Here is a 25071-nt window from a genome sequence, read left to right as displayed (position 1 = left end):
GCATTGCGCGCGCCAGCGCGGCGCATCCTTAGCACGGCCCGCGCGGCGCCGTCACGGACCCCCGGCACCTTTCCGCATCCCGCCCGCCAGGACGCAGCCGGGGCGGCGCGCCCTGATCGGGAACAAGACGGCCGCGCCCCGCCGGGCGGCGCACAGCCATCATCCTCAGCGCGCGCATGGCCCCCGCCTTGGGCGCAATCGTAAGGGCCGATCATCATGTCCGCCCTTGGGGCGGGCAGCCGTTCGACCGCGCGCCCGCGCGAATCGATGACGCCGCCGCGCATCCGGCGCATCAGCGGCGGGGCGAGCAGCAGACATTCGTGATGATTGCAGCTCAGCGTGAACTGGCCCTCCGCCTTGGGCCGGATCGACCTGCTGCGGCCCTGCCAGGCTGTCCAGCCGTTCGAGCATCGGCCCGATCTCGGCGCGGGGGTATCACCTCTGACCAGCAGGCGCGGCGCCGCGATCGGGATGGCCGGGCAAGGCCATGGCGCGCCCATCCAGGATTTCGATGACGCCCATCCAGAGCGGCCGATGGATCATGCCCACGCGGTCTTTAACCTGCCTGCGGGGAAGACGAAGAGGGGACCAATGCCGCCGCCGCTTGACGATGCGACCAGGATCAAGCAGCTGATGCCGGACCCCGATCCGATCCAGCGCCGGATGCGGGCGCAGACGCGGGTGATCCGCGTTGCCTCTGCCCGGCGAAGTTTCGTGGCGCAATATGACGGCACCAGGACGGTCAGTGACGATCCCGAACCGTTCAGCTCGCACGATCCGCGCATGCCGATGCAGCCCGCCTTGGCCCATAGGCTGATGCGCAAGGACGGGGCCGAACACAGGCGCGAGCGCATGGCGATGAACCCGGCGCGGGCGCCCGGCCCGCACCGCGCCTTTGTCATCCGGCCCCGTCACGGTCATCCTGCCGATGCCGTTCGAGCGGTTCCCGAACATGCGCCGGCACGGCCTTGGGGGCGGTGAAATGGCGCGGCTTCGGCTTGCGCGGGCCGATCGACATGCCGGTTGTTCTGGGCTGATGCCCCCGGCCCCCCTATACGCCAACCCAACCGATCAGCCAGAGCGAGAACCCCCCATGGCCACTCTCACCCATGTCGCCGCCGAGGGCGCCCGCACCACCCTTCGGGATGATGCCGGCGCCGATGTCGTGCACACTCCCCTTGCCCATGACGCTGGGGGCATCGTCGGCCGATGGCGCGGCGCGATGACATGCGCGACCAGCCATGGCCATCTGGACGCGGCCTGGGCCGGCCGCACCGGCGCGCGGCGCGCGGGCGGGCATGACATGCTGGAGGGCGCCGAATGGGCGCCCGCCTCGCGCCCGTTTAGCCAGATCCGGCCGACGCCCGAACCGGACGGGCTGGCCGTCCACCTGCCGGGTGAACAGCTTTGAGCGGCGTCGTCGTCATCATCGGCGCAGGCCAGGGCGGGTTGCAGGCGGCGATCTCGCTGCGCCAGAACGGCCATGAGGGGCCGGTGATCCTGCTGGGGGACGAACCGGGCCTGCCCTATCAGCGCCCGCCGTTGTCCAAGGCCTATATGTTCGACGGCAACGAAGAGGCGCTGGCCCTGCGGCCCGAAAGCTTCCTTGCCGCCAAGCAGATCGATTATCGTCCCGCAACCGCTGCGCGGGCGATCGACCGCGCCGCCCGGCAGGTCGTGACCGATGCGGGGCGGATCGCCTATGACCACCTGATCCTGGCCACCGGGGCGCGCAACCTGCGCCCGCCGCTCCCGGGGATCGAGCGGACGGTCGATCTGCGGACCCTGGCCGATGCGCGGGTGCTGCGCCGGCGCCTGGCCGCGCCGCGCCGCTTTGCGGTGATCGGGGGCGGCTTCATCGGGCTGGAATTCGCCGCCGTCGCCCGCAAGCTGGGGCACGAGGTGGTGCTGGCCGAGGCAGGGCCGCGCCTGATGGCCCGCGCCGTGTCGCCCCAGATGTCGCAGGATTTCGCCGACATGCACCGGGCGCTGGGCACCGACCTGCGGCTGGCCGATCCCGTTGCCGCCGTGACAGGGGAAGGGATGGTCCTGACCAGCGGCGCGGTGGTCGAGGCTGATGACGTGCTGCTGGCCGCAGGCGTGCGCCCCAACACCGAGCTGGCCGAGGATGCGGGGCTTGAGGCCGCGAACGGCATCTGGGTGGACGGGCAGCTGACGACCGCCGATCCGGCGATCTCGGCCCTGGGCGATTGCGCCGCCTTTCCCGATGCGCGGTCGGGCCGCCGGGTGCGGCTGGAAAGCGTGCAGGCGGCGACCGACCATGCCCGCCACATCGCCGCCCGCCTGACCGGGGGCAATCTGCCCGGCTATGCCGCGGTGCCGTGGTTCTGGTCCGATCAGGCCGACTGGAAGCTGCAGATCGCGGGCCTTGCCATGCCCGAGGACCGGGCCGAACAGCCTGCGCCCCATGTCGTGTTCCGCTTTGACGGCCATGACCGCCTGACGGCGGTCGAGACGATCAACGGCCCCCGCATCCACATGAAGGCGCGCAAGGCGATGGCCGCCGGTCCTGTCGATGCCGCGCAGGCGCGGGATCTGCTGTCGTGACCGGATGCCCGCCTGCTTGCCGTCCCCCAGCTTGCCGGCCGCAACGCCCCGCGCCGCGGGCACAAGGCCATGCGGCCGGGCGAGAGGCGACAGAGCCATGCGCAGCCGCCCATCACGCATCCGCCGGTCCGGCGCATCGCGCAGAAGATGGCGGTGGTTGAGATCGGCCGCATGCCGGCGCAAGGCCGCGCATTCGCCATGCGGCAGCCGCGGCAGGGCAACATGCGCCCGCGCGGCGGCATGCAGCCCCTTGAGATCGGCGGTGCGGTGCTGCGAACTGAACGAAGCATCCCGCCAGCGCGCCGCATATCCCGGCCTGAGGCTGACCTTGAGGCGCGCCCCCGGCATGAAGCATGCGGACAAAATGATCGTAATCCTGTCCCTGCCGCAGCGCCTCATCATAGGAAAGCCCGTGTCTGCGCAGGAAATCAGGCCGCGTCAGCAGCTTGAAAAAGACCCATTCCCCGCGCTGGCTGACCCGGCGGGCTTTGCGCGGCGCCGGCGATCGTCGCCCCGGCCTTAAGGGCGGTGATGACGATCCAGACGCAAGGGGGGCGTCAGGTTTGCCAGATGCGCCCCCCTCAGGGCCATTCAGGCTTTGCGCGCGGACACGAACCGCTCCAGCGCCGCATGGGCGCGCTCGGTCGCGCGTTCGATATTCGCATCGCTGCTGAGCTGCGGCTCTTGCCGGGCGATCTGGCGCAGCCGCTGCGCCGCCATGTAGGTAAGAGCCTTGTTGAAGGGTGCTGCAAGAAGGCTTTTGTTCAATCTGTTCCCATTGGGTCCATGCATCTTTCCCGGCCGGACAAGCGTCATGTCCACCTCGAGCAGGCTGGATGGCCGCAGGGCGTGCATCCGCAGATCGATCCCCAAGGCCTCGGACCAGTCCAGCCATTTGGTATGATGGCTGGAATGCAGGGGCCGCACCCCGACCCATGGCGTGCGGACGGCATCGGCCACGATGGCGCCGTGCATCGCCTCGGTCACGAGCATCCGGCAGCCGCGGATTTCCGACAGCACCGTTTCCACATCGCCGCGCGGGTCGATCAGCCGGATCCCGGCGAGCCTGCACGCCTCGGCCCAGAAACCACGCTGAAGGCTTTCGAAATGCGGCATGAACCCGATGTCGATCCCTCCCGCCGGTTCGGGCAGGTCGGTCGTCCGCAGCAGGATCGCGCTGTCGCAGATGGCCGTCTGCGGCGGCAGCCCCAGACGTTCGGCGGTACGGGGACCGCGCACGAAAACCACATTCCAGCTGCCATCGTGAAGATCGGGCGCGGCCGTATAGCCGCCATAGCCAGACCCGATGACATGCTTGAGCGAGGTGCGCGGCCAGGTATTCCACAGGATCGAGCCGATGCCGATGAAAAGTTCGGACGGGTCGTCGTCCAGAAACCCTGCCGGCAGCAGCCGGTCCCAAAGCCAGGGGTTCAGTTCGTCACCAAAGTTCGGAACCTCCTCCTTGTAATAACTCAGCTTCATGTGCGGCTCCTGTCTTTGCGGGCCTTTGTGCCGGTCTGGCGCATGGCCGCAACGGCCCGGCTGTCTGACGGCGCGGCGGGCAGCGAAAACTCTCGGCGTATGGCATCGGTCACGCGCCGGAAATGACGCAGCCGGGACAAGGCACGATGCGGTTGCGTCAGAATGCTGCGGGGCGGGATCATCGCCGACAGCAAGCCGCCGGTTCCGCTGGTCGAACCGGGATTTCCGATCCGGTAGACAGCCCCCGGAAAGGGAAGCGGCATCAAGGGCGTTCCTGCGCGGGCGAGGTCGTCATGGATGAAGATGTGGCTGCCCAGCCAGCGTTTGATCGCGCCCATGTCGGGGCGGCCGCCGCGTTCGAGGCTGCCGTAAAGATCGCGCCGCACGATATGGGATGTTCCGCACAGCCGGTGAAAGTCGCGATGCAGAAACAGCAGGTTTCCCCCTGACCAGACATAGCCCCGCTCCACGCTCCAGCCAGGGGCGTCCGGGCGGGCGGCTACGATCTGGGCCAGCCGGCAACTGACGAAGTCGTCGAAATCGACCACCATGACATGATGATCGGGCGAAATGTCGCGCACGCCATGATAAAGGCGCAGCCCCTTGTCATGCCGGACAGCGTCATAATACGCCTCAAGGTCATGCATGCGGTCCGGCATCTGTGGCAAAGGCAGATCGACATGGCGGACGGTGCAGCCCGCAGGCATGGTCGGCAGCGGGGCGCCGGTGTTCGCCACCACGATGCATTCCCAGTTGGGTGCCGTCTGCGCGCTGACAGATTGCAGCGTCGCCGCAAGGTTTCGCTGCACCACCGTCCAGTCCGCAACCGACCGATGGTGGCGCACAGGTATGACAAAGACAAGCCGCGCAGTCATGGGTGATGTCTCCTCATCCGCGCCGCCGGCCTGCGCCGATCACCGCCCGAAGCTCGAGCAGGCGTTTGCGGCCCAACAGCACCAGCACCGCCGCATAGACCGCCGCGCCGACTGCGATCTTCGTGCAGAGCAGGGCGGCCCCCGACAGGGCGGTGCCGTGATCGAGCGCGCTTGTTGCCGCCGCCATGGCGGCACATCCCGCCAAGGGCAATGCGAACTGAGCCATGTAGCTGCGGATATCCAGATCCAGCAGCCGCCCGACAAAGCGGGCCACGAAGGGCCAGACAAGCCAGGTCTTGATCGCGATGCCGGCAATTGCCGCGACGATTCCCATTCGGGCCAGCAGCACGATCACGGCGCCTGTCAGGATCTGCTGGACAAGCTGGTACCACATCCACCAGTCGGCGCGGCCCTTGGCGCGGATCAGCGCGGCCTGCAGGATGCCGATGCAGCTGAGCAGCCCGATCGCGCAGAACCATTGCAGCACCGGCACTGCCCCCGTCCACTGAGGGCCGAACAGCAGCGGGATCAGGTCTTCCGCGATCAGCGCCAGCCCGACGAAACACGGAAAGGCCAGCACCGAGGACAGGAACGTCGTGGCAAGATAGGCCTCGCGCAGCTTGTCCGGCTCGTTCTGCATCGACGACAGCAGCGGATAGGCGACCCCGGCCAGCGCGCCGGTCAGCACGTCGTTCAGCATCTGGAAGATGCGCCGCGCGAACGAGAACAGGCCCAGGCCCGTGCTGCCGATCAGCGGGCCGATCAGAAGCTGATCCACATTGATCGTGCTGATCAGCCGGCTGCCCGACGCAAAGCCCCCGAAATGAGACAGATCGCGCAGGGCCGCGCGATCCATCCCGCGGCCTGGCCGCCAGGCGACCGCCATCCAGCTGACCACGCAGACCACGATCGCCCCCACCAGCTGCGATGCCACCAGCGCCCACATTCCGTATCCGGCCTGCAGGACCGCAAGGCAGACGATCATGGACATGACCGAGGCAATCAGCGTGCGCAAAGCAAGGGAGCGGAACTGCATGCTGCGGCTCAGCAGGGCCGAGGGGACGACCGCCGCTTGATCCAGGATCAGGCGCAGGCCGACCACCGGCAGAAGGCTGTTGAGCATCGGCTCGCGCATCAGGGCGGCGATGGGGCCGGCAAGCAGGACCGTGCCGAGGTAAAGCGCGCCCCCCCAGACCAGGCACAGCCAGAAGGTCGTGTCGAGGTGGCGCCCGTCCAGCGCCGATCGCTGCACCAGCGCATCGCCGAAGCCCGCGGGCGAAAACGCCCCCAAGGTGCCCACGACCGCGACGGCAAGCGACACATAGCCCAGTTCCGCCGGTTCCAGGATGCGCGAGACGAACAGGAACACGACCAGTCCCGAAATCGTCGGCACCAGCGCATTGACCCCCGACCACAGCACGCCGGTAAAGGCCCGCCGCGCGCGGCCGCTGCTGAAATGGGCCAGATCTTCGGGGGCGGGGGGCGGCGGGCTGGGCATGGCTGGCGGCGGCACACTCGGATCGGGGCAAAAACGGGTCGGCCGATGACGCGGCTTGCAGGAACCCGGCCATCATGAAGGGGCGACAGCTTTTTTCCCGCTGCTCATGCGACAGCAGGCCAGGAGGGTCAAGCAAACTGATTGCGAGGATGCATTGCAGGCGCCGCCCTGTCCATTTTGCCAGCTCGATGAAAGCGGACATGCGCCGATGCTGGCAGGATCAACTGCTATCCCGTTGCGCAGTGCAGCCATGCGCTTTGCGCAAGGGCGGCCCGTCATCCATGAGGCCTTTTCGAGAAGGCTGGCATTGTCATCCCCTTCAGCAGTGTGAAGGGCGAATTCTCGCGGGCGCTGGAGCCCATCACTGCCCGGCATCCGCCGCCGCGCGCGACCATCCGAACGGTCACCAAGGACGATGGCTCCGCCGTGCCTGCCCAAAGCAGACGCGTCGGCCGTGAGGACTGGGCCCGCATCTTGTGGACGGTGCTGGATCAGCCGGGCGCAGGTCCGGGCGCGGGCTGCCATACCGGCATCGACTGGATCGCGCAGCGCGGGGCCGATTGCGCGGCCTTTCCTGATTGCTGCAATCTGGACAGGGGCTGGCTGCGCCGAAGAAAGGCGCGGATTGATCGGCCAGACTTTTCCACCATGACGGCAACATTCAAAAGCTAATTCAATCAGTCTGGTCGATCCGATCCGCCGGGATCGGAGGGAAAGCTATTTCAAGTGTCCTTGCCCTTCGCCGGGGCAGCTCGGCCAGTGGCGCGCGGATCGAACCGCTTTTCTGCCTTTCTCTTTCTGAAGCGGCTGGCGCTTCGCGGGCCCCAAAAGAATTGGGTTGCACCGGGTCACGCAAGGCAGACCGCTTGCGGGTTTGAGGCCGGTGCCGGCAATGCGGCTCTGCTTGCCCGGCCCCGGGCGGGAATCGGACATCGCCTGAAAGCCGAGTTCCGCCCCCGAAATGCGCTGAGTGGTTGATTGCCTTGCGCGGCCCGCCCATGCCGGGCCTGCTGTGCCTCAGGTCTGTGGACGTCCCTTTGTCAAAAAGGCTGCCTGCCCCTTTCGGGCGCCGGATGGCGAGGGGCGCGATGAAGGGGCGCAAGAGTGGCGCGGCGTCCTGCCGAAAAGAACAGGATGCGGCATTGTGCTTTCCTCGTCACAAACAGGTATCGTCATCAGGTAGGATCCTCCATGCCGCTGGTTTTGGTGAGAATGCCCACTTATCGCCGCCCCGACCTGGTGCGGCGTGCCATGGCCTGCCTGCAGGCGCAGACACATTCGGACTGGATCTGCGAGGTGCGCGACGACTGTCCCGACAGCAGCGCGCAGGCCGTGGTCGAGGACATCGGCGATCCGCGCATCCGCTATGTCGCCAACCGTCCGCAGAAATTCATGGTGCGCAATCTCGACGACTGTTTTCTTCGTGAAAACCCCTATCGCGCCGACTATTTCTACATGCTCGAGGATGACAACCAGATCCGGCCGGGTTTCCTGTCGCTCGGCCGCGATATTCTGGAACAAGAGAAACTGGCCATCTGCCAGATCAACCAGGTTGTCGAACATGACAGCCGGACAGATCACAGCCGGATCGGCGATGTGGGCGTCTTTGACAATCTCTATGACCAACGCGCCTATGCGCCCGCCGAGATGCGCCTGGCCATCTTCGGTGCGATCGGCATTTCCAACGGTGCGGTGTTCTGGTCCCGCCGCATCAGGAACGAACTGGCCGTGCGCGTGGACACCGTTCCGACGCTCGAGGAATATCTGCGCACATGCCTTGTCGCCGAGCCTGTCTATATCGCCCATGACAAGCTGGCCATATGGGCCCAAGACGAACAGTCCACCACCCGCAACAATGGCCTGAACACAGGCTGGCTGCGGCGCGAGCTGAACCTCAAGGCTTCGCTTGGGGCCTTGCAGAGGACCGTGTGGAAAAACCTGCCGCCCGCACTGTGCGAAACCTTCCTGGCCGGGGGGGTCTTGCGCATTCCCATGGACAGGCGGCTTGAGGCGCTGCGCAAGGCCGGGATCGGCGCGGCGGGCGTTCCGCGCGATCCGGGCGCCAAGGCGCGCCTCAAGCGGCTGGCCGTCAGAAATCTGGGGCGCGTCCATCCGTCGGTCGGCGCCGTCCTGACGCGCATGGCGGCCTGAGCGGTGCACAGGCGCCTTGCGCGGGGCTGCGCCCAGGACAGCGCGTTCCCTTTCCCGCCCCGTCACCGCCCGCCCATTCCAGCCCAAGGGCCCATGCCCGCAGGGGCGCAAAAGCACAGGCCAGCCATGTTTCGTCCGTTTTTCCTGACCGCTGCGGCTTGCCTGGGATTTCTTTGCGCGCTGCCGGCCGCAGCGGCGGCGGCCGGGCCCGAGGCGCAACCGATGACCCAGGGCTTTCGCGACGATTTCGACCGGCTCGACCTCGGGCGGTGGTATGTCTCGGATGGCTGGACCAATGGTCCCCACCAGGATTGCACCTGGTCGCGGCGCGCCGTCCGGGTGCAGGGGGGGATGCTGCGCCTGACCCACCTGCCCGGCGGAGGGGAGAAGCCGCGTCCGCTTTGCAGCGAGATCCGCACGCGGGGATTTGTCCAATACGGGCTGATCGAGGCGCGCATCCGCACCCCGCGCGGATCGGGCAAGAACGCTGCGCTGTTCACCTTTTCCAAGCCATCCGGCAAGGGGCCGCATGACGAGATCGACATCGAGATCCTGACCCGCAACCCCGCCGAGGCGAGCTTCAACACCTTCGTGGATGGCAAGCCCGCGCAGGGCGGGGTCGTTCCCGTCGATCCGCCCTTCGACAAGGCGTTTCACATTGTTGCCATCGACTGGGCACCTGATCGCATCCGCTGGTTCGTCGATGGGCGGATCGTCCACGAAACCACCCCGGGGATCGAGCTGCCAACCCATCCCCAGCAACTGTTCCTGTCATTCTGGAGCACGACGACCCTGACCGACTGGATGGGCCGGCAGGATGCAAATGCCGGGCCGCTGGACTATGAGGTGGACTGGATCGCCTGGACCCCGCAAGGGGCGGACTGCCTGTTTCCCCAGTCGCTGGCCTGTCGGTGACGGCGAGCGTCATGGCGCCCGGCGGCCTTGCACAGGATCGCGCCGGCATGGCCGATAGGCCGCATTACGATTTCATCGACGTGATCCGGACCGTGGCCGCCTTTCTGGTGGTCATCTCGCATGTGCAGCAGCTGATCATCGATCGCCCCCTGACGCCGGGGTCTGTGCACCGGGCGCTCAGCATGCTGACCACCCAGGGGCACAACGCGGTGGTGGTGTTCTTTGTCCTTTCGGGCTTCTGGATCGTCCGGTCGGTGGTCCGGGCAGGGCCGGCCTTTTCCTTCAGGGACTACATGATCGCCCGCTGCGCCCGCCTGTGGGTCGTGCTGCTGCCCGCCCTTGTCATGGGCATCTGCCTCGACCTGGCGGGCAGCACGATCTTTCCCTCTCGGCTCTATGCCGGAACGCAGGGGGCGGTTTCGGTGGCCTATGACGTGTCCTCTCGCCTGTCATTCGGCACCTTCGCTGGAAATGTGTTGTTCCTGCAGGACATCGCGGTGCCTTCTTTCGGCTCGAACGGGGCGCTTTGGTCGATCGCCTGCGAATTCTGGTATTATGTCTATTTCCCGCTCGCCTATTGCGCGCTGCGCTCGCGCAACCTTGCAGGAATTCTGGCAGCTGCGGCTGCGTTGCCCTTTCTGCCGAGCCTGCCTCTGTTCGCCTGCTGGATGATGGGGGGCGGCGTCTATGTGCTGGCCGAGCGTTTCCGCGCTGCGGGCCATGTCCACTGGGCCTGGCCCGCAGCGGCCCTTGCGCTGCTTTGCCTTGCCATCGTCGCGTTGAAGCTGGTGCCGCTGCATCCTGCCCTGCGCGACCTCGCATTGGCGGCGTGTTTCGCGCTGTTTCTCGGGCTGGGGATGAATTCCTCGTTCGGGCGGGCCAGGGGGTTGGGCCTGCTGGCGCGTTTCGGGGCGCGGTCATCCTATTCGCTTTATGCCACGCATCTGCCCCTCATGGTGTTCCTGTGCAATTTCATCGTGCCCGAGGCAAGGCTGCCCGCCAGCCCCGGCGCATGGGCGCTGGTGCTGCTGCTTCCTGCGGTTGCCGTCGCATGGGCGGCGGTGTTCTCGCGCCTTACAGAGGATCGGACGACCGCAGTGCGCAACTGGGCCGCCGCGGCCTTGGGCATGAACCGGCAGGCTTCCTGAAAACCGCCGGGCACCGGGGGGGGCTGCCCCGGCCTGGTTCAGGCGGGGCCGGGCCGGCCTGCCGGCGCCCGGCGCAGGGCGGCGCGCGCGGCAGGAATGGGCGCCGGGCGGGCATGGCGGGGCAGGGCGCTGCGCCCGTTCCGCCTGGCTGCGCGCCCATAGCGCAGTGCCGCCATGATCGTGATGGTGACGGTGCCGAACTGATAGAAATACGCGACCTCGATCGACATCAGTATGACCAGCCGGACCATGAACAGGGCAAAGAAGATCGAAGCAGCCGAACGGCTGCGCAGCACCCAGACAACCGAAAGATAGACGCCCAGAAAGAAGGGAACCGTTTCCAGCGTCGTGCCGATCACGCCGATCTCGACGGTGTTCGACAGCAGCGTGTTGTGAAAGTGAAAGCCGGCGCGGCTGTTGATGCCGAACTGCGCCCAAAGCTGTTCGGCCATCGGCTGGCCATGCACCCAGAATGCCTGAAAGCCTACGCCCAGCAGGGGGTGGCGGGCGATCTGCTCCAGCGCGACGGCCCACAGGTCGGTCCTGCCGGTCAGCGTGATGTCCTTGCCGGTAAGCTCCAGAAAGCCCTGCGCCAGCTCGGCGCTCATTGACGAGATGACCAGCCCCACGAACACCGCCAGCACGAGCATCAGGGTAATGGCAATCAGGCGGACATAGGGCGCCAGGCGCTGCAGCAGCAGGATCAGCCCCAGGAACAGGACGAGGCCGAAGGTGCTGACCAGAGCGCCTGCCGACTTGCCCATCACCATCAGCATCGAACCCAGCAGCAGGCTGAACAGCGCCGGCAGGCGCCACCGGCGGGGCAGGTGCCTGTCGATCAGGACGGCTATCGCGACGATGATCAGCATGGCCATCGCGCTGGCGAGGGCGTTCTTGCTGGCATAGATGCCCAGATAGCCCATGCCGTCGGCGCGGGTCCGGCCGGACAGCAGGCTGGCAATGCCTTCAAGCGAGCTTGTGACGAACAGGATCTTGACGAAGGCCGTCGGTGTCAGGCGGCTGATGATCGCCGACCCGATCACCACCGTCAGGCAGAGCTGGATGCCATAGCGCAGCGAGAGCGAGGGATAGTCCGACCAGATAAAGGATATCAGGCACCAAAGGCCCATCAGCATGAACATCCAGTCCTCGCGCAGCCCTGCAAGGCTCGCGCCCGGGCGGGAAAGGACAAGGAGCGACCCGGCCACAAGGAACAGCAGCGCCCCGCGCCCGCCCAGCACCGGAATGAAGGCCAGAGCGAAGATCGCAACGAATGCCAGCACCACGTCGCGCGAATAATGCAGCCTCCAGCCCCGGCGGGCTGCCGGTCTGTTCCGCGGCGCCCGGGGGGCGGCAGGACGGATATCTGTCAGGGCCGCCGACATGCTGGGCTATGCTCACCGCTCGAAAGGCGCAGGCGCCTGCCCGGCATGATGGACCGGGCAGCCCCCGCCCGTCCAGCAGGAACGCCCTTGCCGCAGGGGGCAGGGGATCAGCGCGCGCCGCGCGACAAGGCCAGCGCGGGGATCGTCAGCAGGATGATGCGCAGATCGCCCCACAGCGTCCAGCGGCGCACATAGCGGCAATCAAGGCGGATGCGTTCGGCATAGGTGGTGTCGCTGCGCCCGCTGATCTGCCACAGCCCCGTCAGGCCGGGACGCGCGGACAGATAGGCCGATGCGGCGCTGCCGTAATGCTCGTCCAGCTCGGCCTGAACGACCGGGCGCGGGCCCACCAGGCTCATCTCTCCCGACAGCACGTTGAGCAACTGCGGAAGCTCGTCCAGGCTCAGCTTGCGCAGCACGGCGCCCACGCGGGTCACGCGCGGGTCGTTGTCCAGCTTGCGCTGGGCGGCCCATACGGCCGCTTCCTGGGGATGAGCCTGCAGGTAGCGATCCAGCACCCTGTCGCCATCGACCACCATGGTGCGGAATTTCCAGCAGCGGAAGGCGCGGCCCTGAAAACCGATCCGGCGGTGCCCGTAAAGCAGCGGTCCGGGGCTGGTCAGCTTGAGAAGGACGGCAATGCCGGCCATCAGCGGCAACAGCAGCGGCAGCGACAGGATCACCAGGAGGATGTCGAGAAGACGCTTTCCGGCCCCGCCCAGCGGCACGTCCGCGACCGCCGCGCTCCCGCGTGCCGACAGACCGGCCTGCGGCGCCCGTTCGACGAGGAAGTCCGGAACGGACTCGTTGGCACGTACAACTCGCATAAAATCATCCTGTCTGAATAAACACGCCCGCATGGAGCCGCCCGCCAGACCTGCGTGCGCCATGGCTGGTAAAATATACCTAAAACTTGAATTTTCCAACCGCACCTTTGGCGCGAGGCGATCACGAATGAGCCACCCCTTTTTGATCTCGACAGATAAGTAATTGATAAGTTTTAATAAATGTTAAAAAGCATACCAGACCTGTCTTTTTGAACAGGTTGATCCAACAGGCTTGTTTATACCATGTCAGTTTGCGGCGATTTCGCCGTGTTTTACACGTAAAGGTAGTGTAGCCATGAAAACCTATGTTTCGCCCGCCCTCCGGGTGCACGGCAAGGTTGAAGCCCTGACCCAGGGTGCCTCGACCGGTAACGCCCTGGACCGCCAGTTCCCCGTGGGCACTCCCAAGAGCCAGCTGACGTTCTCGTAAGCTATAACAAGGCAGGCGGAGGGCGACCACCGCCTGCCATGATCCTTCAGCTTGGATCGGTGGATTTCTGCCGGAAGGTACAAATTTTGGCCTATATCCCTTCACCTGACTGCGTTGCCTGCGACATGGAGGAGGGGATTGCCATCCTCGACCTTCACAGCAATACCTATTTCAGCCTTGATCCGGTCGGCGCCAGCGTCTGGCGTGCCATCGAGGCGTCCCCCTCGACATTGGACGATCTGGCCCGCGGCATTGCCGGCGAATATGACGTGACGCCTGAGGTCTGCCGGCCCGACATCGCCGGCCTGCTTGACGACATGATGCAGCACGGCCTGGTCAGGACGGCCTGACCAATGCCCGCCCTCGCGCGCCTTCGCCGCCTGAGTGGCCGCGACGCGGTGCTGCTGGGCGAGGCCCTGGCGGCGATCTTGCGGGTGCGCGTCTATCTGTTGCGCCGGCGCCATCATGCGCTGCGCCGGATGATCGAAGGCGTGCCCGTCCCGCATGGCCGTGCCGTGCCGAACAGTGAACTGGCCGCCGTCGCCTGGTCGGTCCGCAACGCCGCGCGGCTGGTGCCGGGGGCCACCTGCCTTACCCAAGCCAGCGCCGGCCAGCTGCTGCTGGCGCAGCGCGGCTATGCCACCACCGTTCGCCTTTCGGTGCCCGTCCGGGCCGGCGCGGGCAAGGGGCTGGCCCCTCATGCCTGGCTGATGGCCGGTGATACGATCGTGCTGGGCGGCACCCCTGCCGAATATGCCGGGCACCGCCCGCTGCATGATTTCGACATGCCGGGGATCGAGGCTTGGCCGTGAGCCATGCTCTGAACCGCTTTGCCGCGATCATCGGCCCGGATGCGGACCGGGGCATCGTGATGCGCGTCAAGGGCGATCTTGCGCGACGGCACGGCCCTGTCCTGCATGACGAACCTTGCGGGGGCGCGCTGCTGATGCAGGCCGGGCCGGGCCTTGCCGCACGGCTGGGGCCATTGACGCTGGTGGGCGATCTGGGGCTGACCGACCTGGCCGACCTGCGCCGCAGCCTGTCCGCCGCACCCGCGGCCGGGCCGGGCGATCTGGTGCTTGCCGCCTGGCTGCGCTGGGGCGAGGATGCGGCCCGGCGCCTTTGCGGCGCCTTTGCCTTTGCCGTCCATGACCGCAGGACTGGCGGGCTCACGCTGGTGCGCGACCGGTTCGGGGTCCGCCCGCTGGTTCATGCCAGCCGGGGCGGATGCATGATCGTGGCGCAGGATCTTTCCACCGTCCTGGCCGGGCTGGGCGCGCAGCCAGAGGTGGACCGGGCCTGGGTTGCCGATTTCCTTTGCGGCCGGCCGACCAGCACCGAGGCAACCGCCTATGAGGGCGTGACGCGTCTCGCTCCGGGGCATCTGGCCCGGATCGGGCCGGATGCGCGCCATGCGGTGCGCGCCTGGTACCGCCTGGCCGATGCGGCCCCGCCGGATGCGGGCGCGGACGGCGCGCAGGCCCTGCGCGCGGCGCTCGCCCATGCCACGGCCGAGGCCTGCGCCGCCGGTCCCGCCGCCACGATGCTCAGCGGGGGGCTGGATTCCAGCAGCCTGTCGTTGCTGTCGGTCGAGGGGGGCGGGGATGATGCGCCGCGCCCGGCGCTGTCGCTGCGCTATCGCGATCCTGCGATGGACGAGGGGTTCTTCATCGACGCGGTCCTTGAAAGGGCCGGCGGGCGGCTGGCCCCCGTTTCCCTGCCCGGAGAGGTGGGGGACGCGCTTTTCGACCTGGACCCGCAGCTGGACGCGCAGGACCAGCCCTTCTTTGCCCCCGGCATGGCAAGCAGCGCCCAGCTTTACCGCGCCACCCGTCAGGCCGGGGCGACGGGCGTTCTGGACGGCCATGGCGGTGACGAGGTCATCGGCGGCGCCTTTGCCGACATCGCCCGGCTGGCGGGCGAGGGGCGATGGGTGCAGGCGCTGGGCCTGGCGCGCGCCTATGCGCGCTTTACCGGCAGCGCGCCCCGCGAGACGCTGGGCCTGCTGCTGGCCTGGAAGGGGCGGCGGGGCTTTGCCCGGCTGGGCCGCCGGCTTGCGCCCGAGGGGGGCGGGGGCGATCCCTTCGCCTGGCGCAGCCTGGTCGATCGGGGGCTGGCCGTCGAAACGGGCTTGGTCGAGCGGGTCCGGGCGCAGGCCGAGGCGGGGGAGGGCGGCGATCCTGCGCTGCCCGCCTCTGTGCGCCATCATGCGGCGATGCTGTCGGCGCCGCTGATCGCGGGCGCCTTCGAGGTGCTGGACCGTGCGGCGCGCAGCGCCGGGGTGGTCCCGCTCTATCCCTTCTATGATCACCGCGTCGTCGAGCTTTGCCTGTGGCAGCCCGATGCCGCGCGTATCCGCCATGGCCAGCCCCGCGCGCTGCTGCGCGAGGCGATGCGCGGCGTGCTGCCCGAAGCGGTGCGCCTGCGCGCCGACAAGACCGATTTCATCGCCGATTTCCATGCCGCCCTGCGCCGCGATTGCGCGGGCCGCCTTGCCCGGTTGCGGGCCGGTCCGGCAATCCTGCAAGGATGGGTCGATGGCGCGACGCTGCGCGCCGACCTGGCGCAGCTGGACCATGACCCGGCCCCCGATGCGCAGGCCATCTTTCGCCTGTGGCGTGCCATCTGGCTGGCCGCCTGGCTTGAACGGCGCGCCTCTTGGGCGGCACCGCCGGCAGGCGCCGCGCCGCTGCCCGCCGCCCTTGCCCCCACTGCCCCGCAAGGGGCTGCATTCGCAACCGCGGCGCCTTTGTGCCCCGGTCCTCTTTTCGATTGACCAAGGCGATTTCCCTCCAGCCATGACCGACCTTTCCGCTGTCCATGCCTATTGTGCCTACGGGCTTGCCATCACCTCCGGCATCCCCCTGCCGGAACTTGCCGAAGGTGCGCCCGGCACGCCCGCCGATCTGGCCATTGCCGAAGCGCCCCAGATGCTGCCCTTCCGGGGCGAGGAATCGGCCTGCCGCTTTGGCCCCGAGGGCACGTGGTTCTGGTGGCCGGCTGTCGGGGCCTTTACCGTCTCGGCCGATGGGCGGCAGATCGGGATCGAGCGGGCGACCGGCGTTTCGGATGACCTGCTGGCCTTTCCGCTGCTCGGCCCGGTCCTGTTCGAGGCGTTGCGGCGGCAAGGGCTGTTCGTGCTGCATGCCAGCGCCGTCGTCTATCGCGGGCACGGGCTGGCCTTCCTGGCCGACAAGGGCACCGGCAAGTCCACCACGGCGACCGGGCTGCTGGCCCAGGGGGCGCAACTTCTGTCCGATGATCTGGTCGCGATCGACGCGCAGGGGCGGATGCTGCCCGGTTTCGGGCAGGTCAAGCTGTCGGCCGAGGCCGCGCGGCTGCTGCCGGGCGGGGCGGTGATCCGCGGCCATGTGCATGACCAGATCGACAAGGCCCGCGCGATGCTGGACCCGGGCCGCGTAGCGTCGCAGCCGGTGCCTGCCAGCCGCATCTATGTGCTGGAACGCGCGCCCGAAGGTGCCCCCGCCGCGGTCCAGCCCATCGCGCCCGCCGAGCGGCTGCCCGCCGTGATGCGCTTTTCCTATGGCCTGCGCTTTGGCGAGGATCTGTTGCAGGGGGATGCGGCGGCGACGCATTTCCGCGATGCCGCGCGCCTGGCCCGGCAATCGCCGCCGCGCCGGCTGCTGCTGGCCGCGGGGCTTGACCGCGCCGCCGAGATCCGGGCCGCCATCGACCGCGACCTGGACGAGGGCTGAGGGTGGCGAGCATGTCCGCGCAATCGCCCTCCTCCCCCCCTGCCGCGCCGCCCGAAGACGCCCCGCCGCCCCAGGCGGAGGCTGCGCCGAAAGGCGCGTCCGGCCGGGCGGATCTGGCATCCTTCTGGCAGGCGCTGAGGCATCTTGAAGGGCGGCGGCTGACCATCGGGCTGGTGCTGCTGATCCTGGGCACGCTGACCGAGGGGATGACCATCCTGATGTTCCTGCCGGTGCTGAAGCTGGTGGGCGCGGGCGGCACGGTCGTGGACATGTCGGGGGTCGATCTGCCCGGGCTGGGGTTCCTGCCAGAGCGGATTCCGCTTGGGGCGCTGCTTTTGGGGATCGTGGCGCTGACGGCGCTGCAGATGGCCTTCAACCGCACCAAGGCCGTCTATCTGTCAGACCTGATCCATGATTTTACCAATTTCTATCGCATCGCCCTGTTCCGCGACGTGGCCCATGCCCGCTGGGATCATGTGGCGCGCATCCCCCGCACACGCATCGAGCACGCCCTCAGCGGCGAGATCGAGCGGCTGTATCTTGCCGCCTATCTGGTGCTGACCATCCTGCAGAGCCTTGTCGGCCTGCTGCTGTATTTCGGGCTGAGCCTGATGATCTCGGCGCCCATGACGATCCTGTCCTATGGCTTCGGGGTTGTGGCGCTGCTGCTGATGCGGCCCTTCCGGCGGTTGGCGACCGTCTATGGCGACCGCCTGCAGGCACAGCGGCAGGCGCAGCTGCATGCCGTGTCCGAATTCGTGGGCAGCCTGAAGATGGCGCGCAGCATGAACCTGGAAAGCCGCTATCTGCGGCTGTTCGGCGGCATCCTCGACCAGACCAGGGACGATGCGCGCGAATTCACCCGCCAGACCACGCTGGGCGGCGGCCTGTTTCAGTTCGCCGTCGTGTCGGGCGCCTCGCTGTTCATCTGGGTGGCGCTGGGTTGGGCGCATCTGGACGTGGCGCGCATCGTCATCCTGCTGCTGCTGTTCATGCGGACAGCGCCGCGCTTTCTGGGGGTGCAGGCCTCGCTGCAGCAGTTGATGGTGGACCTGCCCGCCTGGGGCGCGATCAACCGCCTGCAGCAGGATCTGCGCGCCCATTCCGATGCGGCGATGGGGGGCAGCGCGCCGATCGCCGCGCCGCGCCGCGACATCCGGCTGGACCGCGTGACCTGGCGCTTTCCGGGCGAGGCGCGCAACGCCCTGACCGATTGTTCGCTGACGCTGCGTGTTGGCGAGATGACGGTTCTGGCCGGGCCATCCGGGGCGGGGAAAAGCACGGCGGCCGATATCATCCTGGGGCTGCTGCAACCCGAGCAGGGCCGGGTGCTGATCGACGGCGCGGTCCTGGCGACCGAGCAGCTGCGCGGCTGGCGCGACCGCACCGGCTATGTCGCGCAGGAACCGTTCATGCTGAACGACACGATTCGCGCCAATATCGCGATCGCCGCGGCCGCGGGCGATGCGGTGGATGACGGCCGGATCCTCGCGGCGCTGGATCTTGCCTCGGCCGGTTTCGTGCGCGCGCTGCCGCAGGGGCTGGATACCGAGATGGGCGACAGGGGCACGCTGCTGTCGGGGGGGGAACGCCAGCGGATCGCCATTGCCCGCGCGCTGCTGCGCCGCCCCGATGTGCTGATCCTCGACGAGGCGACAAGCGCGCTGGACTGGGAGAACGAAGAGGCGCTCGTCAAGGCGATCGAGGGATTGCGCGGGCAGATGACGATTCTGGCCATCACGCATCGGCCGGCGCTGATCCGTGCTGCCGATGCCGTCTATGTGATGGACGAGGGCCGCATCGTCGAGGCGAGCCGCCCGCGCGAGGGCGCGGCCCTGCCCGAAAGCTATTTGGGCAGAATGACCAGGTGAGAGTTATGCAGCCCGCTTTTGGCCGTGTCCCCACGCCAGGGGCGCGGACGGAAGGCAAGAAGGGCAACATAGCCGACCACGCCCGCCTGAAGGGCCAGGGCCACAAGGGCCATCAGCCCGGCTATCCGCCAGCCCCCCAGCCCCGCGCCAAGGCCAAAGGCAAGTGTTGCGGACAAAACCGCCAGCGCGACCATCAGGTAACGGATCACGAACATGGTTGACCCTCTTCAACTGAATCCTAGCAGAAACTAGGGGAAGGGGGATTAATCAATCGTTAAAATACGCGGCGCCGCAGCAATTCTAGCGTGCCTGTGAATAGGCCTTTGCCATCCCGACATAATTTTCTGCTGCCCCCGGCGGCAAATAGCGCCGCAGCCGGCGCAGGTTGACGCGGTCATACACGACCCCCACGCAGCGCGCCTCCAGCTCGGGATCATCGGCAAGGGCGATTTCGGGCATGTTGCGCGGCGTCTTGCCCCATTCGGCCACGATCGCGAAATGCGGCAGCTCGTGCAGGATCGCCCGGCCCTGGGCCACCGGGTAAAGCGGGGGCACGTCGATCACGATGGATCCGAACAGGCTCCGCGCCTCGTCCAGCAGGCGTGTCATGAAGGCCGCGGTGATCAGGTCGTCCGCCCGGCCGCCCGTGCCCAGCCCGCAGGGCAGCACGGTCACGTTGGTCTGCTCGATCGTGGCCAGCATGTCGCGCCAGTCGCCTTGGCCCGCGGCCGCGTCGCTGAGGCCCGGCACCGCATCCATGCCGATCATCCGGCTGAGCGCGCGGCCGCGGCTGTCGGCGTCGATCAGCAGGACCGAATCCTTGCCCAGCCCGAACTGTCCTGCAAAGTTCAGCGACACCGCCGCCCGGCCTTCATAGGGATGGAACGAGGTGATCCCCAGCAGCGGCACCTCCTCGTGCCGGGTTCCGACCGCCAGATGGATATGGCGCAAGGTTTCGGCATAGACCGAATTGGGAAAGCTGAGGATCGGCACCGTCGCCCTGATCGCCTTGTAGCGGCGCCCGATCGCGGGCAGCGTGCCCCCTGTGGGCGCGGGGGGCGCCGGCAACGGCTGCGCGGCGCGCTCGGCCCGGTTGCGGGTGCGGGGCAGCACCGGCAGATGCCCCAGAAAGCGCAGGGGCGAGTGATCCGTCACGTCGCTGGCGGTGCGCACGAAGCGTTCGCGCGCCTCGCGCAAGGCGGCCCGCAGGATCCCGAAGAACAGCCCCAGCACCAGCATCATCGACGCCGCCCGCATGGTCGAGGGGCCGGACGGGTGCAGCGGGGGCTGGGCATAGGACAGGATGCGAACATTGCTGACCGGGAAGGACTGCTGCTGTTCGATTTCCTGGGCCTTGGTCAGCGTCGCCTGGTAAAGCTCGGACAGGGTCGCCGCCTCTTTCTGCAGGGCGTCCAGCTTGACCATGTTGGCCGCCTGGGCGTTGTTGCGCCGTGTCGCCTCGTCAAGGCTGGCCTGCAGCGCATCGACGCGCGCCTTGGCCACGGCCAGGGCGCTGCGCGCTTCCTGCTGCTGGCCCTGAAGCTCGACGAACAGGCGCTGGGCCGTGGTGCTGAGCGTCTGGCGCAGCCCTGCGACCTGCGGCGCGCCGGGGCCGGCATTCGCGATCGTCCGCTGCAACCGGGCGCGCACATCGTTGTAGTTGCTGATCCGCCCGCTGAGCGCATCCGAAATCTCGCCCCCGATGGTCAGGTCGATCCCCGAGGTCAGCCCCTCGACCCCCGCGGCGACGGCCTTGTCATAGGTATCCAGCACGGCCTGCGCGCGCGCCATGTCCCCGACGGCTGTTGTCAGGCTGGTGTTCAGCTCGCTCACCGCCTGGCTGGTCAGCAGATCGCCCCCCGTCGTGCCGATTAGGCCATGTTCGGTGCTGAATTTTTCGGCGGCGGCGGCAGCGGCCTGGGCCTGACTGCGCAGTTCCTCGACCCGGCCGCGCATCCATGCGGTGGTCTGCCCCACGGCCGAGGCATTGGCCGTCAGCATGTCCTGAACATAGGCGTCGGCATAGGCATTCGCGACAGCGGCCGCGGTCGCCGGGTCATAGGCGGTATAGGCGACGGTGACGGCCGTGCTGCGCCCTTGGCGATAGACATCGATCCCGCCCTGCAGCATGGCGGCGGCCAGGCGGCGCATGGGGTCGATCGGCTGGGCGGTCCCGCCCGCCGGATCACCCGGCTGAGCGGTGGCCGTGCCCGGCTCCTGCGCGCCGGGTGTGGCCAGCATCCGTTCAAGCTGCGCGCGCGTCCAGGTGACCGGCTGCAGGATGGTTCCCATGACCTTGCCAACGGCGCGCGAAAAGCCCGAGACCGGCGGCTCCAGGAAGGCAGGATCGTTCTGCAGCCCGGTGCGGTCGAGCACGTCGAAGGCAAGCTTGTCCGATTCCAGCACGACCCGCGCGTTCTCGATCATGTCGTCGGGCAGGACTGTGCGGTCGATGCCGCCCACCTGGCGGATCGCGCCGCTCATGTTGCTGTCCAGCATCAGGCTGGCATAGCCCGAATAGGTGTCGGGCGCGGTCTTGGCATAGACGACGCCCAGCGCCCCCATCAGGATCGCAGGCAGCAGGATGGTCGTGCGCTGGCGCCGCAGCGCCGTCATCAGGCGGCTCAGGTCGATCGTCTCGACCGGAGGGCTGGAATGCGCGGCATAGACGTTCGACGGATCATAGGGCTGGAGTGCGCGGGCCATCAGTTTTCCTCGGGGGCGGCGCCGTCCGGGCTCTTCGTGCCGGCGGGGGTGCCATAGATTACGATCTGCCGCGCGCCGGCCAGATGGGCCACCGCGCCCATATGCAGGGCGGCGCGCATGATCTGGCGGTTGCGCCGCGCCGGGTCGGTAGCGGCCAGCAGCGCCAGCCCGGCGCAGGCCGCGGCCTTGGCGCCGGCCAGCCCTGCGGCTGCCGCCCGGCCCAGCGCACCGCGATCCTGGGCGATCAGGCTGGCATGGGTCTGGCCCATCCGATAGCGCCGCCGCATCAGCCATCCCAGCCGGGCGCGGTCGGCGGGCACGGTCTCGCGCACCAGCGCGTCGGGCGCAAAGGCGATGCGCCCTCCGGCAGCGCGAAAGGCGGCAAAGAAGGCGCTGTCCTCGCCCCCCGTGCGGCCGCGGCCAAGGTCGAAGCGCAGCCCAGCCGCCGCCGGATCGTTCAGGTCCAGCAGCATGTTGCAGGTATATCCCGAGGCGATGGCCCCGTCCTGCCCGATAACGGGCAGCGTGTCATGGGCGCGCGCGCGATCCATCCAGGCCGGTGCGCCGGGCAGATAATCCGCGCGCACCGGGCCCAGCACCGCGCCGGGCCGTCCATCCGGGCCGCAGGCGCGCCACATCCGGACCAGCGCGGCAAGCCAGGCGGGATCGGCGATCTCGTCATCGTCGATCCAGGCCATCAGCCTGATCCCGGTGCTGCGGGCGTGATCCAGCAAGGCATTGCGCGCAATCGAGATATTGGCCTGCGGGGCGTGCAGATAGGTGATGGGCAAGGGATGGGCGGCGGCGATCGCCTCGATCGCGGCGCGGGCGCTCGGGGCGGTGTCATTGTCGGCCACGGCGATCCGCACCGGCAGGCCGCAGGGTTGCAGCCGTGCCAGGGATTCCAGCGTCTCGGCAATGGCGGCGCGGCGAAAGGTGCAGACGGCGATCAGCAGCGCCTCGGGTTCGTCGGGGATCATGTCGCTGTCCTTCCGATCCGGGGCGCGGGGGCAAGCCGCTCGGACCAGTATCCGGCCGACCAGGCAAGATGCATCAGCCCCGCGATGAAGCCCGCAAGCACCCCGGCCGGGTTGCGCGTGGACCGGGCGATCATCAGCCCGCCTGCAAGGCAGGCCAGCAGCCATACCGCCAGCGGCAGGGCAAAGACGGGGCTGAGCGGCACCAGAAGGGTCAGCAGCAGCGCCGGGGCCAGCATCGCCACGGCCGCCTGCCGCAGGGCCGGGCGCGTGCCGTGCTTGGCAAGGTTGCGGGCGCGGCCCCGGCCGAAATTGAAATACTGCCGCATCAGCGGCGCCAGCCGCTTGCGCGGGAAATAGCCCAGCGCCGTGCGCCCGGTCAGCCGGATGCGGTATCCGGCCGCGCGCAGCCGGTGATCCAGCTCGGCGTCCTCGTTGTGGCTGAAGCGTTCGTCATAGCCCCCAACGGCGCGGAAGGCCGCCATCCGCATCAGGGCATGGTGGCCGTGATCGACCCATGCCCCGCGCCCGGCCAGCCGATGGGCCGATCCGCCATTGCCGATGCGCGAATTCTGCGCATCCGCGATCAGGCGTTGCAGGCCCCCTTCACCCTGTGCCTGCATCGACACGACCACGCTGTCGGCGCCGGTCTGGGCTGCCTCGGCCAGCAGGGCGTCGCCGTAATCGGGCGGATAGGCACTATGCGCATCCAGCCGCAGCAGCCACTCATGACCCTCGCCCCATGCCTCGACCGCCCGGTTGACCGCCGCAGCCTGCAGCCGCCCAGGGTTGTCCAGCAGCGCGATGCGCGGGTGGCGGGCGGCGTGCTTGCGAACGATGGCCGCCGTTGCATCGGCCGATCCGCCATCGACGACCACGATCCGCGCATCCGCGCGGTCTGCAAAGGGCAGCACGGCGTCCAGGACATCGGCGATATGCGCGGCCTCGTTCAGGGTCGGAATGACGATCAGAACCCGTCCCGCCACGGGGCCGGCCGGATCGGGCAAATCGAGCGCAGGGGCGCCGCCCATGGGTGCCGCGCCGGCACTGACCGGGGCGGCAGGGGCGGGGCCGCGTGGATCGGGGGCATCAGGGGCAGCAAAAGCAGCGGCAGGGGAAGCTGCGGCAGGGGTGCCCGTGGCGGCGGCCATGCCGGGGCCCGGGTTCCCGGCCGGCAGGGCGTCGCCTGCGCCTTCTTCGACCGCACCGCAGATCGCCTGTGTCAGGCGCCGGCATTCGGCATCGTCCATCTGCAGGGCCGCGCGCGGGATCGCGCCGACGGCCGCACGGCGCGCGGCCAGACGGGGCGCGTCGATTCCCCCCAGCGCGGCCGCGACAGCCTGGGATTCGGGGGCGGCCACCTCGAACCCGCAGCCCCATGCGTCGATGCGGCGCGCGACCTCGGTTCCTGCCAGCACCACGGGCACCGCCCCGTTCAGGCAGCCCTCGTAAAGGCGGTTCGGCAGCAGCCAGTCCGAATTCTGGCCCGCCTGATAGCGGTCGATGAGCCAGGCCACGTCGATCGCGCCATAGATCGCGCCCAGATCATCCGGCCAGCGATAGGGCCCCAGATAGTCCAGATCCGGGTTGGCCTTGATGACGGCATGGAAATCGGGCATCACGTCCAGCGCCGGCCTGCCGCGCAGCACCACCCGATAGCGGCCCGGATCGGCGCGGGTCACGCGGTCGAGCGTTTGCAGCGACCAGGCGCAGCGCAGCATCCCGAACCAGCCGACGACCAGCGGCCCGCCCTGGGCGAGGCCGCGCGGCGCGCCCTGCGCCGCGCCGTCGGAGAGGGCGGCGCGCGCGAAGGGCTTGTTCTCGACCAGCAGCGCGGGGATGGGGGGCTGGCCGAAGGCCCGCAGGTAATGCGCCGCAAAGGCCGGGGACGAGATCACCACCATGGATGCGCGGCGCATCAATCCCGCCTCGATCCGGCGCAGCAGGCGGTGAACGCCACCGTTCCCCAGCATCATCCCATGGATGTCGAGCAGTTCATAGACCAGCCGCGCAGCTGCCCCCCCCGCCTTGCGCGTCCGCAGCAGGGCGGCCCCCAGCGCCAGCATTTCCAGGTTGCGGGCAAGGATCGTCTCGCCCGGCGCGCTGCCGTCCGGCGCGCGGTGCGCCGTGCCGGGGGGCGGGATCAGGCGCGCGATGCGGGGCGCCGCGGCCATGATGGCGCGGACCCGCTGCACAAGCCGGCCGTTCGCCGTGCGCCCGAGGACAATCGCGGGTTCAGGCAGGGGGCCGTCGCCCCGCCGGAAGCCGGCGACGCGCACCCGGGCGCCGCCCCGGCGCAGCATGTCCACCCGGCGCCAGCATGACGGATCATCAAGATCATGGGCGAGGTAGGTCACCTGCATGGTCGTCTCCACCCGGTGCAATCGTCAAAGCCGCCCCCTTCCCCAAAAGCGGCCACAGCATGGCCGTGTCCGGCTTGTGCGGACGGGCGACCCTTCAGCGCGCTTACTCAACTTTCCCCATGCGCGAAACCGCTGATCGGCCCAACCTGTCCAAATAGT

General features: G+C 68.4%; 22 protein-coding genes. 13 read left to right on the top strand and 9 right to left on the bottom strand.

Annotated features, from left to right (window positions below):
• The first annotated feature begins 591 nt into the window (after positions 1–591).
• The 3 genes from B0A89_RS04355 (at position 592) to B0A89_RS04345 (ending at position 2568) form a co-directional block, all read left to right on the top strand.
• The gene (locus B0A89_RS04355; protein ID WP_085377088.1) at positions 592–981 is read left to right on the top strand and encodes a cytochrome P450 family protein; all 390 of its coding nucleotides are present in this window, start codon (positions 592–594) and stop codon (positions 979–981) included.
• A 112-nt stretch (positions 982–1093) separates the two neighbouring features.
• Entirely contained in the window at positions 1094–1411 is a 318-nt protein-coding gene (locus B0A89_RS04350) for a 2Fe-2S iron-sulfur cluster-binding family protein (protein WP_085377087.1), read from the top strand.
• On the top strand, positions 1408–2568 hold the full coding sequence (locus tag B0A89_RS04345; RefSeq protein ID WP_085377086.1) for an NAD(P)/FAD-dependent oxidoreductase: 1161 nt from the start codon (positions 1408–1410) through the stop codon (positions 2566–2568). Before B0A89_RS04350 ends, B0A89_RS04345 begins: the two co-directional genes overlap by 4 nt.
• Positions 2569–3159: 591 nt before the next feature.
• On the opposite strand, the gene B0A89_RS04335 is transcribed toward B0A89_RS04345, so the two are convergent.
• From B0A89_RS04335 to B0A89_RS04325, 3 genes are read right to left on the bottom strand one after another with little or no spacing between them, the layout of a single operon-like run.
• Positions 3160–4050: a polysaccharide pyruvyl transferase family protein gene (locus tag B0A89_RS04335; RefSeq protein WP_085377084.1), complete on the bottom strand. Its 891-nt coding sequence runs from the start codon at positions 4048–4050 to the stop codon at positions 3160–3162.
• Complete coding sequence (locus B0A89_RS04330; RefSeq protein ID WP_085377083.1) at positions 4047–4925, bottom strand: hypothetical protein; 879 nt, start codon at positions 4923–4925, stop codon at positions 4047–4049. The genes B0A89_RS04335 and B0A89_RS04330 overlap by 4 nt, the downstream gene beginning before the upstream one ends.
• A gap of 13 nt (positions 4926–4938) precedes the next feature.
• Entirely contained in the window at positions 4939–6423 is a 1485-nt protein-coding gene (locus B0A89_RS04325; protein ID WP_085377082.1) for a lipopolysaccharide biosynthesis protein, read from the bottom strand.
• Between the two features lie 327 nt (positions 6424–6750).
• Here B0A89_RS04325 and B0A89_RS04320 point away from each other — a divergent pair, with 327 nt between their 5' ends.
• From B0A89_RS04320 to B0A89_RS04305, 4 genes are all read left to right on the top strand, one after another.
• Positions 6751–7095: a hypothetical protein gene (locus tag B0A89_RS04320; RefSeq protein WP_085377081.1), complete on the top strand. Its 345-nt coding sequence runs from the start codon at positions 6751–6753 to the stop codon at positions 7093–7095.
• A gap of 540 nt (positions 7096–7635) precedes the next feature.
• Positions 7636–8574, top strand: a complete 939-nt coding sequence (locus B0A89_RS04315) for a glycosyltransferase (RefSeq protein ID WP_169712134.1) — start codon at positions 7636–7638, stop codon at positions 8572–8574.
• A 222-nt stretch (positions 8575–8796) separates the two neighbouring features.
• Positions 8797–9489, top strand: a complete 693-nt coding sequence (locus B0A89_RS04310) for a family 16 glycosylhydrolase (protein WP_240558637.1) — start codon at positions 8797–8799, stop codon at positions 9487–9489.
• Between the two features lie 47 nt (positions 9490–9536).
• Positions 9537–10637, top strand: a complete 1101-nt coding sequence (locus B0A89_RS04305; protein ID WP_169712133.1) for an acyltransferase family protein — start codon at positions 9537–9539, stop codon at positions 10635–10637.
• A gap of 38 nt (positions 10638–10675) precedes the next feature.
• Here the strand turns inward: B0A89_RS04305 and B0A89_RS04300 are convergent, their stop codons facing one another.
• Both B0A89_RS04300 and B0A89_RS04295 read right to left on the bottom strand, forming a co-directional pair.
• Positions 10676–11920, bottom strand: coding sequence for an O-antigen ligase family protein (locus B0A89_RS04300; RefSeq protein ID WP_169712132.1), 1245 nt, complete (start codon positions 11918–11920; stop codon positions 10676–10678).
• A 209-nt stretch (positions 11921–12129) separates the two neighbouring features.
• The gene (locus B0A89_RS04295; protein WP_085377076.1) at positions 12130–12849 is read right to left on the bottom strand and encodes a sugar transferase; all 720 of its coding nucleotides are present in this window, start codon (positions 12847–12849) and stop codon (positions 12130–12132) included.
• Between the two features lie 295 nt (positions 12850–13144).
• Here B0A89_RS04295 and B0A89_RS15305 point away from each other — a divergent pair, with 295 nt between their 5' ends.
• The 6 genes from B0A89_RS15305 to B0A89_RS04270 all read left to right on the top strand — a co-directional run bounded on the left by B0A89_RS15305 (position 13145) and on the right by B0A89_RS04270 (position 18866).
• The gene (locus B0A89_RS15305; protein WP_276207444.1) at positions 13145–13279 is read left to right on the top strand and encodes a hypothetical protein; all 135 of its coding nucleotides are present in this window, start codon (positions 13145–13147) and stop codon (positions 13277–13279) included.
• Positions 13280–13404: 125 nt separating this feature from the next.
• Complete coding sequence (locus B0A89_RS04290) at positions 13405–13629, top strand: PqqD family protein (protein WP_169712131.1); 225 nt, start codon at positions 13405–13407, stop codon at positions 13627–13629.
• A 3-nt stretch (positions 13630–13632) separates the two neighbouring features.
• The gene (locus tag B0A89_RS04285; RefSeq protein WP_085377074.1) at positions 13633–14091 is read left to right on the top strand and encodes a lasso peptide biosynthesis B2 protein; all 459 of its coding nucleotides are present in this window, start codon (positions 13633–13635) and stop codon (positions 14089–14091) included.
• On the top strand, positions 14088–16055 hold the full coding sequence (locus tag B0A89_RS04280) for an asparagine synthase-related protein (protein ID WP_157115239.1): 1968 nt from the start codon (positions 14088–14090) through the stop codon (positions 16053–16055). The genes B0A89_RS04285 and B0A89_RS04280 overlap by 4 nt, the downstream gene beginning before the upstream one ends.
• Positions 16056–16077: 22 nt before the next feature.
• A complete protein-coding gene (locus B0A89_RS04275; RefSeq protein ID WP_085377072.1) occupies positions 16078–16995 on the top strand; it encodes a hypothetical protein in 918 nt (305 codons plus the stop codon).
• A gap of 11 nt (positions 16996–17006) precedes the next feature.
• Positions 17007–18866 carry an ABC transporter ATP-binding protein gene (locus B0A89_RS04270; RefSeq protein ID WP_085377071.1) on the top strand — a complete coding sequence of 620 codons (1860 nt, stop codon included), beginning with the start codon at positions 17007–17009 and terminating at the stop codon, positions 18864–18866.
• On the opposite strand, the gene B0A89_RS04265 is transcribed toward B0A89_RS04270, so the two are convergent.
• The 4 genes from B0A89_RS04265 to B0A89_RS15095 form a co-directional block, all read right to left on the bottom strand.
• Positions 18842–19081: a hypothetical protein gene (locus B0A89_RS04265; RefSeq protein ID WP_085377070.1), complete on the bottom strand. Its 240-nt coding sequence runs from the start codon at positions 19079–19081 to the stop codon at positions 18842–18844. The genes B0A89_RS04270 and B0A89_RS04265 overlap by 25 nt on opposite strands.
• 85 nt (positions 19082–19166) lie before the next feature.
• Positions 19167–21572, bottom strand: coding sequence for a GNVR domain-containing protein (locus B0A89_RS04260; RefSeq protein ID WP_085377069.1), 2406 nt, complete (start codon positions 21570–21572; stop codon positions 19167–19169).
• Positions 21572–22552 (bottom strand): glycosyltransferase family 2 protein, encoded by a 981-nt coding sequence (locus tag B0A89_RS04255; RefSeq protein WP_085377068.1) that lies wholly within the window; start codon positions 22550–22552, stop codon positions 21572–21574. Before B0A89_RS04255 ends, B0A89_RS04260 begins: the two co-directional genes overlap by 1 nt.
• Positions 22549–24924: a glycosyltransferase gene (locus tag B0A89_RS15095; RefSeq protein ID WP_240558636.1), complete on the bottom strand. Its 2376-nt coding sequence runs from the start codon at positions 24922–24924 to the stop codon at positions 22549–22551. Before B0A89_RS15095 ends, B0A89_RS04255 begins: the two co-directional genes overlap by 4 nt.
• Between the last annotated feature and the right edge of the window lie 147 nt (positions 24925–25071).

The sequence above is a fragment of the Paracoccus contaminans genome (assembly GCF_002105555.1).
Classification (GTDB): Bacteria; Pseudomonadota; Alphaproteobacteria; order Rhodobacterales; family Rhodobacteraceae; genus Paracoccus; species Paracoccus contaminans.
Note: the sequence above shows the minus strand (reverse complement) of the source record. Positions and strands in the feature narration are given on the sequence as shown.

Bases quoted from the DNA above. Each gene is read 5' to 3' on its own strand.
- B0A89_RS04355 (WP_085377088.1), top strand. From the start codon at position 592: ATGCCGCCGCCGCTTGACGATGCGACCAGGATCAAGCAGCTGATGCCG.
- B0A89_RS04350 (WP_085377087.1), top strand. From the start codon at position 1,094: ATGGCCACTCTCACCCATGTCGCCGCCGAGGGCGCCCGCACCACCCTT.
- B0A89_RS04335 (WP_085377084.1), bottom strand. From the start codon at position 4,050: ATGAAGCTGAGTTATTACAAGGAGGAGGTTCCGAACTTTGGTGACGAA.
- B0A89_RS04330 (WP_085377083.1), bottom strand. From the start codon at position 4,925: ATGACTGCGCGGCTTGTCTTTGTCATACCTGTGCGCCACCATCGGTCG.
- B0A89_RS04325 (WP_085377082.1), bottom strand. From the start codon at position 6,423: ATGCCCAGCCCGCCGCCCCCCGCCCCCGAAGATCTGGCCCATTTCAGC.
- B0A89_RS04315 (WP_169712134.1), top strand. From the start codon at position 7,636: ATGCCCACTTATCGCCGCCCCGACCTGGTGCGGCGTGCCATGGCCTGC.
- B0A89_RS04310 (WP_240558637.1), top strand. From the start codon at position 8,797: ATGACCCAGGGCTTTCGCGACGATTTCGACCGGCTCGACCTCGGGCGG.
- B0A89_RS04305 (WP_169712133.1), top strand. From the start codon at position 9,537: ATGGCCGATAGGCCGCATTACGATTTCATCGACGTGATCCGGACCGTG.
- B0A89_RS04295 (WP_085377076.1), bottom strand. From the start codon at position 12,849: ATGCGAGTTGTACGTGCCAACGAGTCCGTTCCGGACTTCCTCGTCGAA.
- B0A89_RS15305 (WP_276207444.1), top strand. From the start codon at position 13,145: ATGAAAACCTATGTTTCGCCCGCCCTCCGGGTGCACGGCAAGGTTGAA.
- B0A89_RS04290 (WP_169712131.1), top strand. From the start codon at position 13,405: ATGGAGGAGGGGATTGCCATCCTCGACCTTCACAGCAATACCTATTTC.
- B0A89_RS04285 (WP_085377074.1), top strand. From the start codon at position 13,633: ATGCCCGCCCTCGCGCGCCTTCGCCGCCTGAGTGGCCGCGACGCGGTG.
- B0A89_RS04275 (WP_085377072.1), top strand. From the start codon at position 16,078: ATGACCGACCTTTCCGCTGTCCATGCCTATTGTGCCTACGGGCTTGCC.
- B0A89_RS04270 (WP_085377071.1), top strand. From the start codon at position 17,007: ATGTCCGCGCAATCGCCCTCCTCCCCCCCTGCCGCGCCGCCCGAAGAC.
- B0A89_RS04265 (WP_085377070.1), bottom strand. From the start codon at position 19,081: ATGTTCGTGATCCGTTACCTGATGGTCGCGCTGGCGGTTTTGTCCGCA.
- B0A89_RS04260 (WP_085377069.1), bottom strand. From the start codon at position 21,572: ATGGCCCGCGCACTCCAGCCCTATGATCCGTCGAACGTCTATGCCGCG.
- B0A89_RS04255 (WP_085377068.1), bottom strand. From the start codon at position 22,552: ATGATCCCCGACGAACCCGAGGCGCTGCTGATCGCCGTCTGCACCTTT.